The sequence below is a fragment of the Mucilaginibacter endophyticus genome (genome assembly GCF_003351025.1).
GTDB lineage: Bacteria > Bacteroidota > Bacteroidia > Sphingobacteriales > Sphingobacteriaceae > Mucilaginibacter > Mucilaginibacter endophyticus.
This window is the reverse complement of sequence record NZ_QPCG01000006.1, coordinates 92,524-110,785: the sequence shown is the minus strand read 5'-3', so window position 1 is coordinate 110,785 and position 18,262 is coordinate 92,524. Positions and strand designations below refer to the sequence as shown.

The window sequence follows — 18,262 nt, the reverse complement described above, 5'->3', positions numbered from 1 at the left end:
ATATTTTTGTGCCTTGTAGGCAAAAAGTACATTAATTGTGTCCATGTACTAACAGCAGGTTAATACTGTAATAAATACAGTTGTACTTTATTACTTTATTTATAATTTTATAAATGCAATACACTAAGGGGCTTGGCCTGTTATAAACCAAACTATAAATTTTGTTAATGGAAGTTACGACTAAAGGGGTAAAAGGCAGCCAGTTAAAAAATATGATCATTAAAAGGCTTTATTTTAATAAGGCCATGTCGTGTGCTGGATTAAGTGAGTTATTTGATAAAAGTATCCCTTCTATAGCTAAAGCTATAAACGAATTAATGCACGAGGGCTTCGTGGTTGAGCAGGGTTATGCCCCGTCAAGCGGTGGGCGCCGGCCGTTAATGTACTCGGTAAAATCAAGTGCCATGCATATTTTGGCCATCGCGCTTGATCAGCTTACGGCCCGCATCCAGATGTTTGATTTATTGAACAATCCGGTTGCTGATATGCTCACTTTTGAGCTTAAACTGCTCAATAACCCCGATGCTTTACCTAAACTGGTTGAAGAGATCAATAGTTATATAGCGCACAGCGGTATCCCTAAAGATAAAATTGCAGGTATCGGCATTGGTATGCCCGGATTTATAAATATCACCGAAGGTATCAACTATACCTATCTTGATGCAGGCGGACAAAGCTTAACTGCATATCTCACTTCAAAAACAGGTATAGCCACTTATATCGATAACGACTCGAGCCTGATAGCGCTTGCCGAGCAAAAGTTTGGCATAGCCAAGGCTCAGCAGGAGGTTATGGTGATAAACCTGGGCTGGGGTATTGGTTTGGGGATGATTGTAAACGGCAAACTCTTCCGCGGGCATAACGGCTTTGCAGGCGAGCTGAGCCATATCCCACTGTCGGAAGATGGCTCCCTTTGCGAGTGCGGTAAACGCGGTTGTCTTGAAGCTGAGGCCTCACTACTTGTTGTGGCCCGTAAAGCCATCGAAGGTATAAAAAAAGGCCGTGTAACCAGTTTGAAGTATAATGAGGAAGATCATTCCAAACTGATAGGTGATGCCCTTTTAGATGCTGCGAACAATGGCGATCAGTTTGCTATTGAACTATTGTCTGACGCAGGCTATAAAATAGGGAAGGCCCTTGCAATCCTGATCCACATTATGAACCCGGCTATCATTGTTTTGAGTGGTCGCGGCGCTAAAGTGGCCAAGATCTTAACCGCGCCTATGCAACAGGCTTTGCATAAATATTGTATCCCACGTCTCGCCGCAGGCACCGAATTGTTGGTATCCGAACTTGGTTTTGATGCCGAGCTGATCGGCGCAGCCGTACTGGTGATGGAAAACTTTGACCGTGTGATAAAAACTAAAGCAGTTAAAGCTGCTAAGAGCGCTGCAGCGTAAAAGTTGTCTGAACTCGAATTAAACGAATTGTTAGAATTTATTGAATTAGCCTGGTATTCTGGCAATTCCTTGATTCAATAAATTCGAGTTCAGACAATATCAGACAAACACCCTACCCGAATAATCCATCGCTTCCCTAAATTTATCCATATTAAGCCCTGTGGGCTCGTCTTGCATTTTAAGATAAGCTATCAGGTTTTCAGTAGCGATATTGCCTGTAAGGTCATCTTTGGCCATTGGACAGCCTCCGTAACCCTTAAGTGCAGTGTCAAAGCGTTTACATCCGCTTTGATAGGCTGCGGCTATTTTAGGCTGCCAGGTATCAGGTGTAGAATGAAGGTGGATACCAAACTCAGTATCCGGGAATAAACGGCAAAGGCTTGGGTAAATACTGCTGATCTGTTCTGCATCTGCAATGCCTATGGTATCGGCAAGGGCTATATTTTTTATGCCTTCAGCAACAAGCTTTTCTGCCCAGCGTTCAATGATGCCGGTATTCCATTCATCACCATAAGGATTCCCGAAGCCCATAGACAGATAAACCAGTAATTGCTTGCCGTTTTCATTACTCAGTTCATTTATCCGCTGCACAGTTTCAAAAGCCTGGTCAATGGTAGAGTTGGTATTTCTTAGCTGAAAAGTTTCGGATATGGAAAAAGGATAGCCGAGATAGGTGATCTCTTTATGTTTAACCGCGTCTTCGGCGCCCCGGTAGTTGGCAATGATAGCCAATAGCTTTGAGTTTGTGCTACTCAAATCGAGTTTCTTTAATACCTCTGCTGTATCCTGTAACTGAGGGATAGCTTTGGGAGATACAAAGCTGCCGAAGTCAATCGTATCAAAACCCACCTGTAAAAGCAGGTTGATATATTCGGCCTTTACATCGGTAGGAATAAAATCATGAATACCCTGCATAGCGTCGCGGGGGCATTCGGTTATTTTGATTGCCATTTTTTTGAAATCTTAGGTTGTAAGTCGAAGGTCTTAAGTTCAAAGCCTTAAGTCAAAAGTCATCAATTTAGTTTACAAAACACTAAATTGATGACTTAAAACTTGTAACCACAGACTTAGAACTTTGGACTTCCGACCCCGGACTTCCGACTTATAATTCAATCAACCGTATTAGGTAAATGCTGATCCTCCGTTAAGCCTTCGCGCTCAAATTTGCGGATTATAAGCCTTGTACCGCCATTATAGGTCACATAGCTCGATACCCAGTTAATGAATACGATCACCTTGTTACGGCCTCCTAAAAGCGATATCAGGTGCACAAACATCCAAACCAGCCATGCAAAAAATCCCTGGAACTTTACTTTACCCAAATCGGCCACCGCTTTATTGCGGCCAATAGTTGCCAACGAGCCTTTATCATTGTATTTAAACGGCGACGTTTGTTCGCCATTAATAATGTGAATGATGTTTTTAGCTACATGTTCGCCCATTTGTATAGCTACCTGGGCAACACCGGGATGCCCTTTAGGCGTTTCGTCGGTGATCATGGCTGCAACGTCGCCAATGGCAAAAACGTTGCTGAAACCGGCTACGCGGCCAATGCTATCTACCTTTATTCTATTCCCACGTTCAAGAACGTCTTTATCAAAACCTTCAGGAACAACACCCATAACCCCGGCACTCCAGATCACATTTTTGGTACGGATGGTTTTACCGCCTTCAAATTTGATCTCTTCTCCATTATAGCTTTCCACCTTTACGCCGGTTAGCACCTCAACGCCCATATTGGTGAGGAAAGTGCGTGCCGCGTTTGATGCCTGCTCAGAGAAGGGGCCAAGTACTTTCGGTAAAAAATCAACCAGGTACACCTTCATATCCTCTTTTTTAAGCTCAGGATAATCTTTGGTTAATACGTGGTTACGGAGTTCGGCCAGCGAGCCTGCAAGCTCAACACCGGTTGGTCCGGCTCCTACCAACACAAAGGTAAGGTAGGGGTCACGCTCAGCCTTGCCAACTTTAAGCAGGGCCTCCTCAATGTTCTGCAAAATAGAATACCGGAGGTTAAGCGCCTCAGGGATCGATTTCATCGGCATGGCATAATGCTCAATGTCTTTATTGCCGAAAAAGTTGGTGGTTGAGCCGGTTGCTATTACCAGGTAATCATAAGCTATATTGCCTATGGTGGTTTCGAGCATGTTGTTATCCGTATCAACCCTGGTTACCTCAGCAATCCTGAACCGGAAGTTTTTCTGACTGGCAAAATTCTTCCTTAATGAGAAAGCTATCGACTCCGATTCAAGGCTGCCCATGGCCACCTGGTACAAAAGTGGCTGAAATGTATGGTAGTTGTGCTTATCAAGCATCAAAACGTCAACCGGTTTGTCCTTTAGCTGCTTTGCTACCTGCAGACCGCCGAAGCCGCCGCCCACTATCACTACTAAAGGGAATTTTGAATTATTGGATGTATTCATGAGCAGGTTATTATTAAAAATTATTCTTTTACAGACACTTGCGATTCATATGCAGGTGTTGCACAATCACCGTGCCGCCAATGCTGATGCGTATTGAAGTACAGTGCAATTATACCTCATTGTTTATGATATGCAACACCAACTGTCGGTTGTTTTTATGTTTTTTATGGCGATTGGTCTATAACAAAAAAGGCCCCAAATTACTTTGGAGCCTTTTAGTTATTTAAACTTTATTTTATTTAAGGTCTTTCTTTCCAAAGTCAACGATTACCGGTGTTGCCACACAGATCGACGAGTATGTACCGAAAAGAACACCAATTAATAACGCAAATGAGAAGCCTTTGATCACGTCACCACCGAAGATGAACAATACTAACAATACGAATACCACGGTTAAAGCAGTGATAATGGTACGGCTTAATGTACTGTTGATGGCTTTGTTGATAACCTCTTCTGGTTTTTCGTTTTTGTTAGAATGCTCAAGGAATTCACGGATCCTGTCAAATACTACCACCGTATCGTTAATCGAGTATCCGATAACTGTAAGGATAGCCGCGATAAACGCCTGGTCAATATCTAATGAGAACGGAAGGAAACCATTGAATAATGAGAAGAACGATAATACCAACAGCGCATCGTGAGCGGTCGCGATCATCGCGCCCAGGCTGAACTGCCATTTACGGAAACGGATCAGGATATAAGCCGAGATCACGAAGATGGCGAACAATACAGTATAAATAGCTGATGTTTTTAACTCATCGGCAATAGTAGCACTTACTTTTGAACCACCTAAAATGTTGCTGTCGCTGATTTTGGTTTCGGATTTAGTGGCTAATTTGCTCACCAATGTAGCGCGTACTTTTGCGTCGGCCGCAGTAGAGTTATCATTAAACAGGTAGTTGGTTGTGATACTGAATTTATCGGTACCCATGGTTTTAACCTCGGTACTGCGACCTAATGTAGCATCAATTGCCTCGTGGATCTGCTCGGTAGTAACCGTTTTGTTAGGGAAGGTAACGATGTAGTTACGGCCACCTTCAAAGTCAACACCATAAGTAAAGCCACGTGTGAAGATAGAAACCAAACCGGCAGCAATGAACAAGCCTGAGAAAATGTAAAACTTGGTACGGTTTTTTACGAACGCGAAGTTTGCATTTTTAAAGGTATGTGAGCTCCATGGGTTAGAGAATTTGATATCCATGCCTTTATCAAGCATCCACTCAAATATAACCCTTGAAATTAGTAATGAACAGAATAATGAAGTAGCGATACCGATCATCAGGGTAGTTGCAAAACCCTGGATAGGACCTGAACCAAACACGAACAGGATTAAACCGGTAAGGAATGTACTGATCTGTGAGTCAAGGATTGAAGGTAAAGCGTGTTTGAAACCGTCAGAAACAGCAACCCTTAATGATTTACCTAAGCCAAGCTCTTCACGTACACGTTCGTAAACCAGTACGTTAGCATCTACCGCTATACCTAAGGTTAATACGATACCTGCAACACCAGGTACAGTTAATACTGCGCCTAAGCTGGTTAATACACCCATCAGGAAGAAGATGTTGATGATTACCGCAACTACCGCTACAGTACCTGCACGGTTGTAGTAGGCAATCATGAAGATCAATACAACTACCAGACCTAAGATACTTGAAGTGATACCTGCCGAGATAGCTTCCTGACCTAATGACGGACCTACAATTGACTCAGATACGATGTGAGCAGGAGCAGGTAAACGACCAGCTTTTAACACGTTGGCTAAGTCGCGGGTGTCATCGATAGTGAAGTTACCAGAGATTGATGATACACCACCTGAAATTTCGTTTTGTACAGTAGGGGCAGAGTATACGTTATCGTCCAATACGATGGCGATAGCTTTTTTGTTAGTACCAGATGATGCTTCGGCAGTAACGGCACGCCATTTTTGAGCACCTTCTGAGTTCATGATCATCACAACCTCAGGGCTGCCTTTCTGGTCGTTATCGGCGCGGGCATCGTTAATTACGTCGCCTGATAATACCGGACCGTTATCAGCACCGGTAAGTTTGATAGCGTATAATGCAAAAGTTTTAGTGTTTTTAACTGGTTTTACTTCCCACAAAAATTTGATGTTACGTGGGATAACCGCTAAAACATCCGCACTGTGCAGGTATGAGTTAACTTTAGCAGTATCTTGTAATGGAGCATAACCAACAACCGGGCCCGGGCCTAATTGCTGCTGACCATTTGCGCCCTGGCCAACATTTAATGACATTACTGCAAACAGTGGGTGCTGTGAAGCCAATTTTGTTTTGCTTAACGAAGCCGCTGAAGTATCGTTTTTAGCTGCGTTTTTCTGAACCTTGCTTAATAACGAGCTACCTTTAGCAGTATCTGCTTTTCCGGCAGCAAGTTTAGCAGTAGTATCAGCTTTTGCTGATTTACCTGTATCGGCTTTAGCTGTTTTACTTTTAGCTGCAAGCAGGTTATCAACGTTGATCAGGTATTGGTAAGCCTCAGCGTTGTCAAAAGTTTCGTAAAACTCCAATTTTGCCGAACCTGAAAGCAATTTACGAACACGCTCCGGTTCTTTAACACCTGGCAACTCAACCAAAATCCTGTTTGAACCTTGTTGCAACTGAATGTTAGGCTGGGTTACACCAAACTGGTTGATACGGGTGTTCAAAACAGTAAATGATTGTTTAACCGCTGTTGAAGCCAGATCCTCAAGGTAAGTTTTAACCTCACTGTTTGAAGCATTAAACTTTAGGTGGTCCTGGTTATCTTTTGTTGAAAAGATAGCGGCAAGCTTACCGTTAGGGTTTAGCTTTTCGTATTCGCTTACAAATAATGCGATGTAATCTTTCTGGTTGGTTTGAGCGTTAGCCTGTAATTTATCGGCATTAGCCAAAGCCTGGTTAAAAGTAGCATCAGGATTGTTGTTGGCGATTTTCCTAACCAGTTCATCAAGCTGAATCTGCATGGTAACGTTCATACCACCCTTAAGGTCCAAACCTAATGCAATTTCCCTTTGCTTTACATAAGCATAGTCATGTTTTAACAGCGGATATACCGGCTGGTTAGAGATCGAATCTAAGTAAGTTTTCTCTTTTGTAGAATCTCCTTTGGAATACTCCCTGGCATCACTCTCAACTTTATGGGCCACCCACGTAAATGATAGCTGGTATAAGCACACCACTGCCAGTAGTATGGCGAAAAATTTAATAACCCCTTTGCCTTGCATTGAATTTGTAATATGTAATAAATTAGTTTATAAGCTTTTTTAATAAGGCAGCAAATCTAATAAAATTTCGTAAGGACAAAATTTTAAATTAAAACAAAATGATGACAAAAAATGTTACCGACGTTCAAGTGTGATAAACGAATATTTATACTTGTTTTTTTCGTCGGGCTCAAAATCTTCATGATCTTTTTCCTGCCACTCATCAGGATTTAACTCCGGGAAAAATGTGTCCCCCTCAAAATCCTGGTCTATTATGGTGAGATATATGCGGTTTGTAAGCGGAATAGCCTGCCGGTAGATCTCAGCCCCGCCAACAATAAAAACTTCCTCCTCGGCTTTACAAAGCTCAATAGCGGCCTCAATAGAGGGTACCACCTCGCAACCTTCAATACTGATGGCTTGGCGGGTAACAACAATATTGCGGCGCTTAGGCAAAGGCTTACCAACAGAATCAAAAGTTTTGCGGCCCATGATCACGGTATGCCCGGTAGTAACATCCTTGAAATGTTTCAGATCGTTAGGCAGGTACCAGAGTAGTTTATTGTCTTTGCCAATAGCATGGTTTTTGGCTATGGCTACGATGATGCTTAGTATCATTAGTTCGTTAGTTCATTAGTTCATTGGTGCTAAGCAGATGAACCCGTGTGTTTTTTTAAAGTGGCTATGTTTTTCAAAGCGTCATTGCGAGGCACGAAGCAATCCCAAACTATACAGAGCTGCTCTGCTAATCAGGGATTGCTTCGTGCCTCGCAATGACGTTTAGTTTATTTTTGTAAGGATAGTGAAATTCTATTAATTCTTAAGTCTGGCCATAGGTAAGCACCAATGAACCAATGAACCAGTGAACAAATGATTACACCGCCACTTCCGCCTTAATATGCGGCCATGGATCATAGTTCTCGAGCGTGAAATCTTCGAACTTGAAGGAGAAGATATCTTTAACCTCCGGGTTGATTTTCATGGTTGGCAACGGACGCGGATCGCGGCTTAGTTGCAGACGTGCCTGCTCCATATGGTTGTTGTACAAATGGGCATCGCCAAAGGTGTGTACAAAGTCGCCAAGGTCAAGATCGCATACCTGTGCCATCATCATGGTGAGTAGGGCATAAGACGCAATGTTGAACGGAACGCCCAGGAATATATCAGCACTCCTTTGGTATAGCTGGCAGGAGAGTTTTCCTTTAGTTTCGCCATTTGCAGTATCGGGTGGAGCTACGTAAAACTGGAACAAGCTATGGCACGGTGGCAGGGCCATTTGGTTAACCTCGGCAACGTTCCATGCGGATACAATGATGCGGCGCGAGTCGGGGTTGTTTTTAAGCTGATTTACCACTTGTTTAATCTGGTCTATATGGCCGCCATCGGGCGTTGGCCATGAGCGCCACTGTTTGCCATACACCGGGCCAAGATCGCCGTTCTCGTCGGCCCATTCGTCCCAGATGCGTACGCCGTTTTCTTTCAGGTAACGGATATTGCTGTCGCCGCTCAAAAACCAGATGAGCTCGTGGATAATAGATTTGAGGTGGAGCTTTTTGGTGGTCACCATCGGGAAACCATCCTTAAGGTTGAAACGCATCTGGTAGCCAAACACACTTACCGTACCGGTGCCGGTTCTGTCATGCTTTTGCGCGCCGGTTTCCATCACATGCCTCATCAGGTCGAGATACTGTTTCATTTTTTAGTTGATTAGGTGAGTTGTTGATTAGGTGAGTGGTTATACATGTTTATCGGATAGGACTCCAATGAACTGATGAACCAATGAACTAATGAACATTTTCAAAGGGCAAAGAAAAATAATCTACCTTTGGTTTCCTACGGATGTTAGCAAATACATCACGTGTTAATTACTTTGTATGATTTTATTTCCGAATGCAAAAATAAACATCGGCCTCAATATTACCGAACGCCGGCCGGATGGTTATCATAATCTCGAAACCATTTTTTACCCTATCGACATTAAAGATGCTCTTGAAGTAGTAAAAAGCGACAAGCTCAGCTTTACCTCAACTGGTCTTGATATTCCCGGCCTAATGGAGGATAACCTGTGCGTTAAAGGCTACCACATGCTGAAGCAAGATTTCGATTTGCCGCCGGTTAGCATCCACTTGTATAAACATATCCCGATAGGCGCTGGGTTGGGCGGAGGCTCATCCGACGCTGCTTTTTTTATCAGGCTGATGAACGACGAATTTAAGCTTGATTTATCTGTTGATGAGATGACAGATTACGCCAGCCGTCTCGGTGCTGACTGTGCCTTCTTTATTGAGAATAAACCGGTGTTTGCTTTTGAGCGTGGCGACGAATTTGAGAGCATTAAACTCGATCTGTCGGCTTATAAAATAGTGCTGGTAATGCCACCTGTTCACGTATCAACCGGCGAGGCTTTCAGGGGCATACAACCTGCTCCTGCAAAGGAGTCGTTATTTGATCTTATCAACGAGCCAATAGCCGACTGGAAGAAGTTTATCAAAAATGATTTTGAGCAAACTGTGTTTAAAAATCACGTGGAGATCCGCGGTATCAAAGCCGCCCTTTATGAAGCCGGTGCCATCTACTCCAGCATGAGCGGAAGCGGCGCGTCTGTATTCGGGATTTTTGCCGATACACCCAACCTGAAATTTTTAGAAACGGAGAACGAAGTGTTCTATTTATGATATCATTGTTGATGTCGGATTTCGGATGTTCGATTTCGGATTTAGGTTGATTTAGAAGGCCTGCCAAAGGCGAGAAAAAGACGTCATTGCGAGGTACGAAGCAATCCCCAATTAGCAGAACGACTATGCAGGTTTGCCCTGTATAGTTTGAGATTGCTTCGTGCCTCGCAATGACGGGATATTATACGAAGTTTTAAAACTTCGTAAGTCTTAAATACAATAATTCCGCAACAGGTTTGCTTATCCTATTACGCACAAAAATGCCGGATGATATATCGATGTATAAAACGATCAATCCATCATCCGGCATTTTGTTTAAATGAGAAATCTGATATCAAAAATCCGTCAATCAAAAAATCCGAAATTGAACATCCGAAATCCGAAATCGAAAATAAATCAAAGACCCGCGTCTTCACTCACCCCGCGTGCTATTCCTTCTACCCAGTCGCTCTCGCCCCAGCCTTTGGCTACGGCGGTTAATAAGCGGCCGTGTACGGCGTTTGCGATTGGCATAGGCATCTCACTTGTCTGCGATAATTTGAATGCAAGACGCGCGTCTTTATAGCCCAATTTTGACTTGAAGCCTACCGGCTCATACTGTTTACCGGCTATAAGCTTACCGTAGTTTTGAAAGATAGGAGCGTTGAAAAGTGTGGAACCAAAAAACTCGGAAACCTGCGTTCTGCTCAGTCCATTTTTTTCGGCGAGGGTAAATGCTTCGGCCATCATTTCCATGGATGCCATGATCATGAAATTGCCGGCTATTTTAACCACGTTTGCCCCACCTGCCGAGGTGCCAAAATCTATTACCGACTGACCTAATAAGTCAAGGATAGGGCGGGCGTCAGTTTTAGTTTTTTCGTCGCCCGAAACGCAGATCCAAAGCTTGCGTGCCCCAGCTGCTTCGGGCCTGCCGAACACCGGAGCGGCAAGATAACAGCTGCCAGCCTGCTCGTGTAATTTAGCCAGTTCCTCGGAAGTTTGGGGCGAAATTGTACTCATGGAGATGTGCACAGCATTTGGCTGTAGCGTTTTTAAAATTCCGCCGTCGCCTACAGCCGATTCTCGCAACACTTCATCATCCGACACCATTGTGATTAAAAATGGCACGTCGGCGGCCGCTTCGGCAGGGCTCAGGCACCTGGTTACGTTGTCGGTGCCAAGCTCGTCAATCTTTGAAAGTGTACGGTTGTAAACCTGTAGGTGGTACCCCGAGTTGATCAGGTTTTTGGCCATGTTGATACCCATGTGGCCAAGGCCTATAAATCCAATTCTTGTTTTCATATGTTAGCTGATGTATTCTCTGTCTTCGTCGCTTAGTGTATCGGTGTTGTCTTTTTTGTGTAGGGCGTCATGGTACCCTTCAATATCATACTTCTGTTTTTTTGGCCAGGCAACAATCAGGCCGAGCACAAAACCCGTTATGGCCACTACAAGCATCATCATTAGTTTGGATACCCTGAAAGTGGCGAACAAAAATTTGAAGTAAACCTCATCTGTGTTTTGCATCAGGACGATGGTAAGCAAAACGGCGATGGCTACAATGACTATGGTTTTAATGCTCATGATGGATGTTGGTTTTAGAGTAATACAATATCCGCTTTTTAAATGTTTAATAAAAATTGATCTCCGGTTAATTGACATCCCGAAATTCGATGAATCCGGAGCGTGAATCGCCCTTGTCTTTTTTTCTCTACTTATCTACTGCCGGCAACGGTGCCAGGCATTCCCGTTGTTCTTGAGATTTCAAGATTTCGCCTGGTCGATGATCATGTCTCAAAAATCGAACTAGGACGAACCACATGGAACTTTGCTTCTCGTTTTTTCGGCGTTGAGATTTGTACTCCCAGCTTTCCTGGAGTTTGTGGTTTCGGCAAATTTTTGTGCCTGAAATTTCTCCGCGACAATCGTACGAGAGTGAAAAAAAATCAGCACGAAAACGAATTCTGTATACAAGCAGGAGAGATGCGCTGATTTTTTTTGATTCTTGAATAATTACTTCACTACACTTTGTAAAACCATTTATGTATTCACCTTAATTGAAACATTTACCTTATATAATATGATTTAATTATTTGATTATTAAAATTATATAATTGTTTTAAAATGCGATAATTCAAAATACTAATATTTTTAGTTTTATGCAATTTTACTTAGCTCGCTTATTGTTGATTTATTGTTTATATAAACAATATAAATATCTGATTATTAATTTTTTATTTTTATCACTTAAATGAATATTTTAACTTTTAAAGTTTAAAATAATTGAAGTAAATCCAATTTTATGAAATTGGCTGTCTGATTTTGTGTTTTGAATTTGATACACTAAGTAAAAAATGGATTTTGCCGCTATTTTGCGCTGAAGTGTTGATTGAGCCCGGAATACCCTAAAAAATTAGAATCGCTCTGAGGGGCTAAAAACGGCCAAAACTGGCATAGGGAATTTGCCCCTATTTGGGGCTGGAAATTAGAAATGCAGGAGAGATTTGATTGTTAGAACTGCTGTCCGATAGCCGGCGGAAGTACGTTTGTTGCAACCGATTTTATGAAGTGAGGATGCGGAAAGAGAAAAAATCAGACGCGGTTTTTACGCCTGGTAATTTGCTTCTGGGCTACGGGGTATAAAAAAATTGTAGACAAAATAAGGACTGCGCCACCCCAAAATCCCAGTGTCATTTTATTGATGTCGCCAAAAAAAATGAATGACATGATGATGCCGTACACCGGTTCAAGGTTGGTGATTAGTGCCACGCGAAAGGCCGACAGCTCGCGCATTACGGATACGCCGGCAACGTAAGCAAGCGATGTGCATACCGTTCCGAGCAGTACCAGGTAACCGATATCTGCGGGCTTCAACAGCATGGCCCGGGTATAGCCCGAGGTTATAAACAGGTATATGGAGATCCATACGAAGGCGCCGGAAAGCTCGTAAAATGCAATGACAGGAGCTTGTATTTTTTGTACCTGGCGCGAGTTTATGATAGAGAAAAGGCTTGCGCAAACAGCGCTTGCGAGCCCGGTTATTATACCCTTAGTGTATCTGCTTTCAAATTTAAAAATCAAAACAATGCCGGTGATTATTAAAAGTCCGGCCAGGATCTCCAATTTTGAAATGCTTTTTTTATTGATCAGCGGTTCAAAAATTGCTGTGAAAAGTGTGATGGATGATAGGCAAACCAGTGTTACCGCGACGGTTGAAAGTTTGATCGCGGCGAAAAAAAGGATCCAATGACCGCCCACAATTGCCCCGGTAAGCACCAGTTTTATCAGCGACTTTTTATCAACCTTAAAATCGGTTTTGTTGAATTTGAAATACAAAAACAACGAAACAAAGGCTATAAGTACCCTAAACCATACTAATTGTACGGCCGAAATACTGATCAAAGCGCCTAAAATTCCGGTAAATCCCCAAACAAAAACCGTAAAATGGAGGATAATAAGGTTCTTATTTAGGGTAGAAGGGGTGTTTTGTGCCACTATTTAGGTGCTTTTAAAAGTAGGTAATAGCCTAAAATGCCGAAAATGATATTAGGAATGAAAACGGCGATCAATGGAGACATGCCCCCTTTTATCGAAAATACCAGGGCAAACTTCTCTAATATAATATATGCGAAGCATAATAATATACCTATACCCAGTGGTAAACCGACGCCTCCGCGTACCTTTCTTGATGATATGGAAACGCCGATAAGCGTGAGCACAAACGCCGATAAAGGGTACACAAACCGGTGGTATTTTTCAAAATAAATGGCCTTTAAATATTCGGGGCGGCGTAGTTTTTCCTTGTCGATATTCTTGTTCAAATCGCTTAATGACATCGCCTGGTATACGTTATCATATACAATAAAATCGCTCGGGTGCATGTCTAAAACGGTATCTTTTGGCGCGTCACTTTTGATAAATTGCTCCTTCATCCCGTTCACATATTTAACACTGTATTGCATAAGCGACCACTTTCTTTTTAAAGAATCATACTGAATTCTATCGGCAATTAGCTTTTCCCGCAAGGTATCACCGTTGAATTTTTCCATGATGAAGTTGTATCCAAGGTGTGTTGTTTCATCGTAATTGGCAAGATAAACAAAGGTATGCTTGTCAATTTGCATGTGTACTTCCAGCTTGGTGGGGTCATTATCCATCATGCCGTTGGCGTTTTCGAAGTCGATTTTAAGCCGGTTTGTATACGGAATGAGGTAAACATTCGCAAAAAACGATACCACAAATATGATGGTAGAAGCAATTGCATACGGTCGTAAAAAGCGATTGAAACTTGCTCTTCCGCTCAGGATCGGGACAATTTCCGTCTGGTTTGCCATCTTGGCTGTAAAGAAAATTACAGCCAAAAAGTTGATCAGCGGCGACAGCATATTCAAATAAAACGGAACAAACCCGGCATAATATCTGAATACAATATCGTGAAAGCTGGCGTGCTTGTTCAGGAAGTTATCCAGCTTTTCGGATACGTCGAATACCACAGATATTACCATGAAAATGCCCATGGTAAAGATGAAAGTACCGAGGTATTTTCCGATAATAAACCTATCGATGATCTTTAAATGTCTATGAAAGAAAGCTTTCATCTATCGGTTATTTTTTGATTTTTTGATGTTCATTTTGGGCTAAAATCTCTAAAATTTTTAATTGCTTATAAGCGTTGTCCCAGGCGTTTTACCATCATGTTTTTCCAGTCGTAAAACTCACCTGCAATGATTTTTTTTCTCGCTTCTTTAACCAGCCACAAATAAAAATGCAAATTATGCAAGGTTGCAATCTGTGCGCCAAGCATCTCGCCTGAGTGAATCAAGTGGCGCAAATAGGCCTTGCTATAGTCCCTGTCTGCAAACAGATCGCTATCGCCTTCAATAGCTGAGAAGTCGTTTTTCCACTTTTCGTTTTTGATGTTGATGATACCATTTTTTGTAAAAAGCATGCCGTTTCGCGCGTTACGGGTTGGCATAACGCAGTCAAACATATCAATACCAAGAGCTATATTTTCGAGGATATTTACAGGTGTACCTACACCCATTAAATAACGTGGTTTTTGCTGTGGTAATATATTACATACAATTTCGGTCATGGCATACATTTCTTCAGCGGGTTCACCTACAGAAAGGCCACCTATTGCATTACCTTCACGCTCGTAAGAAGCAATAACTTCGGCTGAGCGTACGCGCAGATCTTTATATACCGAGCCTTGAACAATAGGGAAAAGTGTTTGGCTGTAACCGTACTTTGGTTGTGTACTATCAAACCTGTCGCAGCAGCGTTTCAACCAGCGGTGGGTCATTTCTATTGATCGTTTGGCATAGTTGTAATCGCATGGGTATGGAGTACATTCGTCAAACGCCATGATGATATCGGCGCCAATTATGCGCTGAATATCCATAACATTTTCGGGTGTAAACAGGTGTTTTGATCCGTCGATATGCGAACGAAAAGTAACACCTTCCTCTTTAATTTTGCGTACTTCAGTCAATGAATATACCTGATAGCCGCCACTATCAGTTAAGATAGGGCCGTCCCAGCCATTAAATTTATGCAGCCCTCCGGCACTTTCAAGGGTATTTAACCCGGGGCGCAAGTATAAATGGTAAGTGTTACCAAGTATAATTTGCGCTGAAATATCCTGTTTAAGCTCGTGCTGATGCACTGCTTTTACAGTACCTGCAGTACCTACAGGCATAAATATCGGGGTTTGTATAGTACCGTGGTCGGTAGTGATCTCGCCGGCGCGGGCCTTTGAAAGCGGATCTTGTGCTGTTAAGTTAAATTTCATTTTAGGGTTGCAAAATTAGCAAAAAAAAGCCTCCCGACCGTTCTTTCAAGGGTGTCATTACGATAAAAGCTATTTATAAAGGTGCTGAATATTAAAACCATGTTAATTAATGGCCTTTATTTTACGGGAATAAAATAAGAGCATATTAAACTTCAAATTAACGCTGATATTGGCAGTTAATTTCATTGATTTTTAACAAATTTGCCTCATTATTTTTTTTGTTTGGAAACGTACTTACACGACGCGCTTTTTATTCTTTTTCAGCTTTGTTTTATAGTTCAGCTGTATTATCTGGTAAGCAGGCATACCCGCCTTGCAGGCTTTAAAACTGCCGAAGGACCGCCGCCACAGGTTATGATCCCTGTTTCGGTTATTATAAGCGCCCGTAATGAGGCCCGTAATTTACAGGAAAACCTGCCGGCCATATTGGAGCAAAACTACCCCGATTTTGAGGTTATTGTTATTAATGACTGCTCGTATGATGCATCCGACGAAGTACTTGAAGACCTGCAAAAGCAATACCCGCCCCTGAAAGTGGTCACCATTACAGAGCATGACCGCTTTAAAACCGGGAAAAAATTTGCCCTTACACTAGGAATCAAAGCCTCAAAAAACGAATACCTGATATTTACCGATGCCGATTGTAAGCCCGCTTCCGAAAATTGGATCAGCCGGATGGCAGCCAATTTTACCAGTGGTGTACAAATTGTGTTAGGTTATTCACCTTATATTAAGGCCGGTGGTTTTATTAACACTTTTACCCGCTTTGAAACAATAAAAACAGCCACAAGTTATCTGTCAAGCGCTTTAACAGGTGATCCTTACATGGGTATCGGGCGTAACCTGGCGTATACAAAATCTCTGTTTTTTAGTGCAAAAGGCTTTGCATCGCACATGCATGTAATATCGGGCGATGATGACCTTTTTGTTAATCAGCATGCTACTGCCGATAATACAGTTATAGAGTTAAACCCCGAATCCTTCATGTTTACCGAGGCTAAAACTACTTTTAAATCGTGGTTTAAACAGAAAAAACGGCACATGGGGGTAGGAAAACTGTACAAAAACCAGCACAGGCGTATGCTTAGCTTTGACGCAATAAGTGGATTTATATTTTATATTTTATTAATATTATTCCTTATTTTAGGGTATGAGCCTTTACTGGCATTAGGTTTGTGCGTTTTTCGATTGATATTACAAGCGGCCATTTATAATCGTATATTTAAAAAACTGGATGCTAAAGACCTCTTGTGGTATCTTCCCTTTTTTGACATATTATATTATATGTATTTAAATGTTTTTGGATTGATCGGTACCTTTTTAAAAACTACTCAATGGAAATAAACGCCAACTTTACCGAGAATGCGAAGAATGATTTTCACCTGGTAGTGAAAGCCAGGCAAGGAGATCAGAAAGCCTATGCCGATCTGATGCACCGTTATAAAGATTCGATTTACTTTATGGTGCTGAAGATGGTAAACAACAAAGAAGATGCGATGGATTTAACGGTTGAAACCTTTGCCAAAGCATTTGAAAAACTTGAGAAGTATCAGCCTGATTATGCTTTTAGCACCTGGCTTTTTAGGGTGGCAACCAACAATTGCATTGATTTTATCCGCAAAAAAAAGCTGACCACTATGTCTATCCATGGTATGATGGATGATGACGGAGATGAAAAGCCATTACAAATTAAGGCAGATATTCTCAATCCGGAAGAAACTTCTATCAAAAAACAGCAAACCCAGGAGCTGAAATTGTTGATAGAAAGCTTGCCTACACGTTACAGAAACCTCATTACTTTACGCTACTTTGATGAGCTTTCGTATGAGGAAATAGCCCAGCAGCTCGACCTTCCGTTAGGAACTGTAAAGGCCCAATTGTTTAGGGCGAGATACTTGCTTGGCAATATTATTAACCGTTTTAACAGGGATGACATCTGAAATAATTCTACAATATTTTCCTGATTTAAGTGCAGAACAACGCGCGCAATTTGAAAAACTGCCCGCATTATATGAACATTGGAACAGCCAGATCAACGTAATTTCGCGCAAGGATATTGATCTTTTGTACGAGCGCCACGTGCTTCACTCGCTTGGAATTGCCAAAGTTATGGCGTTTTTACCCGGCGAAAATGTACTTGATGTTGGCACCGGCGGGGGCTTTCCGGGTATCCCATTGGCTATTTTATTTCCGGAAACGCGCTTTCATTTGGTTGATTCTATCGGGAAAAAAATCAAGGTTGTTACCGAAGTTGCAGCGGCTTTAGGCCTTAAAAATGTAAAGGGATCGCATGCAAGAGCAGAGCAGATTGCTGATAAATTTGACTTCGTAGTATCACGCGCCGTTACCCAGTTAAAAGATTTTTATCCCTGGGTAAAAGGTAAGTTCAATAAAGAATCCAACAACAAATTACCCAACGGAATCCTGTATTTAAAAGGCGGAGACCTTGATCAGGAGATCAAAGAATCGGGTTTAAAAGTTGTTCAATATCATCTGAAAGATTACTTTAAAGAAGAGTTTTTTGAAACCAAACAGGTGATATACGTGAAGGGGTAACCGCTATTTTTTGTTATGCCGAGTGGCTGTAAAGTATACAAAGGCTAAGGATTTTCACAGAAAATCCTTAGCCTTTGTTAATTATAGGGCTTGAAGATTGCTGTCATCCTGAGCGATAGCAAAGGATCTTCATTGATATCCACAGCCGCTATACAGGCGAAAAAACTCCTCCGTTTTTGTTCCTGATTCAATTAAAATGGGGTGTCATGCTGAGCCTGTCGAAGCAT

Annotated in this window: 15 protein-coding genes; 5 read left to right on the top strand and 10 right to left on the bottom strand. The window is 42.1% G+C overall.

The annotated features are described in order from the left end of the window. Window positions 1-167: 167 nt before the first annotated feature. Window positions 168-1,400, top strand: coding sequence for an ROK family protein (locus DUL71_RS23340; protein ID WP_114940312.1), 1,233 nt, complete (start codon window positions 168-170; stop codon window positions 1,398-1,400). A gap of 99 nt (window positions 1,401-1,499) precedes the next feature. Here the strand turns inward: DUL71_RS23340 and DUL71_RS23335 are convergent, their stop codons facing one another. The 5 genes from DUL71_RS23335 to DUL71_RS23315 all read right to left on the bottom strand — a co-directional run bounded on the left by DUL71_RS23335 (window position 1,500) and on the right by DUL71_RS23315 (window position 8,724). Next, window positions 1,500-2,351: a hydroxymethylglutaryl-CoA lyase gene (locus tag DUL71_RS23335; protein ID WP_114940311.1), complete on the bottom strand. Its 852-nt coding sequence runs from the start codon at window positions 2,349-2,351 to the stop codon at window positions 1,500-1,502. 158 nt (window positions 2,352-2,509) lie between these two features. Continuing rightward, on the bottom strand, window positions 2,510-3,823 hold the full coding sequence (locus DUL71_RS23330) for an NAD(P)/FAD-dependent oxidoreductase (RefSeq protein WP_114940310.1): 1,314 nt from the start codon (window positions 3,821-3,823) through the stop codon (window positions 2,510-2,512). Between the two features lie 235 nt (window positions 3,824-4,058). Further along, window positions 4,059-7,049, bottom strand: a complete 2,991-nt coding sequence (gene secDF, locus DUL71_RS23325; protein WP_114940309.1) for a protein translocase subunit SecDF — start codon at window positions 7,047-7,049, stop codon at window positions 4,059-4,061. 114 nt (window positions 7,050-7,163) lie between these two features. Further along, complete coding sequence (locus DUL71_RS23320) at window positions 7,164-7,646, bottom strand: dihydrofolate reductase (protein WP_114940308.1); 483 nt, start codon at window positions 7,644-7,646, stop codon at window positions 7,164-7,166. A gap of 256 nt (window positions 7,647-7,902) precedes the next feature. Next, complete coding sequence (locus tag DUL71_RS23315; protein WP_114940307.1) at window positions 7,903-8,724, bottom strand: thymidylate synthase; 822 nt, start codon at window positions 8,722-8,724, stop codon at window positions 7,903-7,905. Between the two features lie 178 nt (window positions 8,725-8,902). Between DUL71_RS23315 and ispE the strand changes: the two genes are divergently transcribed. Continuing rightward, window positions 8,903-9,703 (top strand): 4-(cytidine 5'-diphospho)-2-C-methyl-D-erythritol kinase, encoded by an 801-nt coding sequence (gene ispE, locus DUL71_RS23310; RefSeq protein WP_114940306.1) that lies wholly within the window; start codon window positions 8,903-8,905, stop codon window positions 9,701-9,703. Window positions 9,704-10,099: 396 nt separating this feature from the next. On the opposite strand, the gene DUL71_RS23305 is transcribed toward ispE, so the two are convergent. The 5 genes from DUL71_RS23305 to tgt all read right to left on the bottom strand — a co-directional run bounded on the left by DUL71_RS23305 (window position 10,100) and on the right by tgt (window position 15,479). After that, window positions 10,100-10,987 (bottom strand): NAD(P)-dependent oxidoreductase, encoded by an 888-nt coding sequence (locus DUL71_RS23305; protein ID WP_114940305.1) that lies wholly within the window; start codon window positions 10,985-10,987, stop codon window positions 10,100-10,102. A gap of 3 nt (window positions 10,988-10,990) precedes the next feature. After that, entirely contained in the window at window positions 10,991-11,269 is a 279-nt protein-coding gene (locus DUL71_RS23300; RefSeq protein WP_112574095.1) for a lipopolysaccharide assembly protein LapA domain-containing protein, read from the bottom strand. A 1,008-nt stretch (window positions 11,270-12,277) separates the two neighbouring features. Beyond that, on the bottom strand, window positions 12,278-13,183 hold the full coding sequence (locus DUL71_RS23295; RefSeq protein WP_425270982.1) for a DMT family transporter: 906 nt from the start codon (window positions 13,181-13,183) through the stop codon (window positions 12,278-12,280). Continuing rightward, on the bottom strand, window positions 13,180-14,283 hold the full coding sequence (locus DUL71_RS23290) for an LptF/LptG family permease (protein ID WP_114940302.1): 1,104 nt from the start codon (window positions 14,281-14,283) through the stop codon (window positions 13,180-13,182). Before DUL71_RS23290 ends, DUL71_RS23295 begins: the two co-directional genes overlap by 4 nt. 65 nt (window positions 14,284-14,348) lie before the next feature. Next, window positions 14,349-15,479 (bottom strand): tRNA guanosine(34) transglycosylase Tgt, encoded by a 1,131-nt coding sequence (gene tgt / locus DUL71_RS23285; RefSeq protein WP_114940301.1) that lies wholly within the window; start codon window positions 15,477-15,479, stop codon window positions 14,349-14,351. Between the two features lie 222 nt (window positions 15,480-15,701). Here tgt and DUL71_RS23280 point away from each other — a divergent pair, with 222 nt between their 5' ends. Genes DUL71_RS23280 through rsmG form a run of 3 tightly spaced genes read left to right on the top strand, consistent with a single transcriptional unit; the run spans window position 15,702 to window position 18,035 of the window. Continuing rightward, window positions 15,702-16,823, top strand: a complete 1,122-nt coding sequence (locus DUL71_RS23280) for a glycosyltransferase (RefSeq protein WP_114940300.1) — start codon at window positions 15,702-15,704, stop codon at window positions 16,821-16,823. After that, a complete protein-coding gene (locus DUL71_RS23275) occupies window positions 16,814-17,419 on the top strand; it encodes an RNA polymerase sigma factor (protein WP_112574090.1) in 606 nt (201 codons plus the stop codon). The genes DUL71_RS23280 and DUL71_RS23275 overlap by 10 nt, the downstream gene beginning before the upstream one ends. After that, window positions 17,409-18,035 carry a 16S rRNA (guanine(527)-N(7))-methyltransferase RsmG gene (gene rsmG / locus DUL71_RS23270; protein ID WP_114940299.1) on the top strand — a complete coding sequence of 209 codons (627 nt, stop codon included), beginning with the start codon at window positions 17,409-17,411 and terminating at the stop codon, window positions 18,033-18,035. Before DUL71_RS23275 ends, rsmG begins: the two co-directional genes overlap by 11 nt. Window positions 18,036-18,262: the final 227 nt, after the last annotated feature.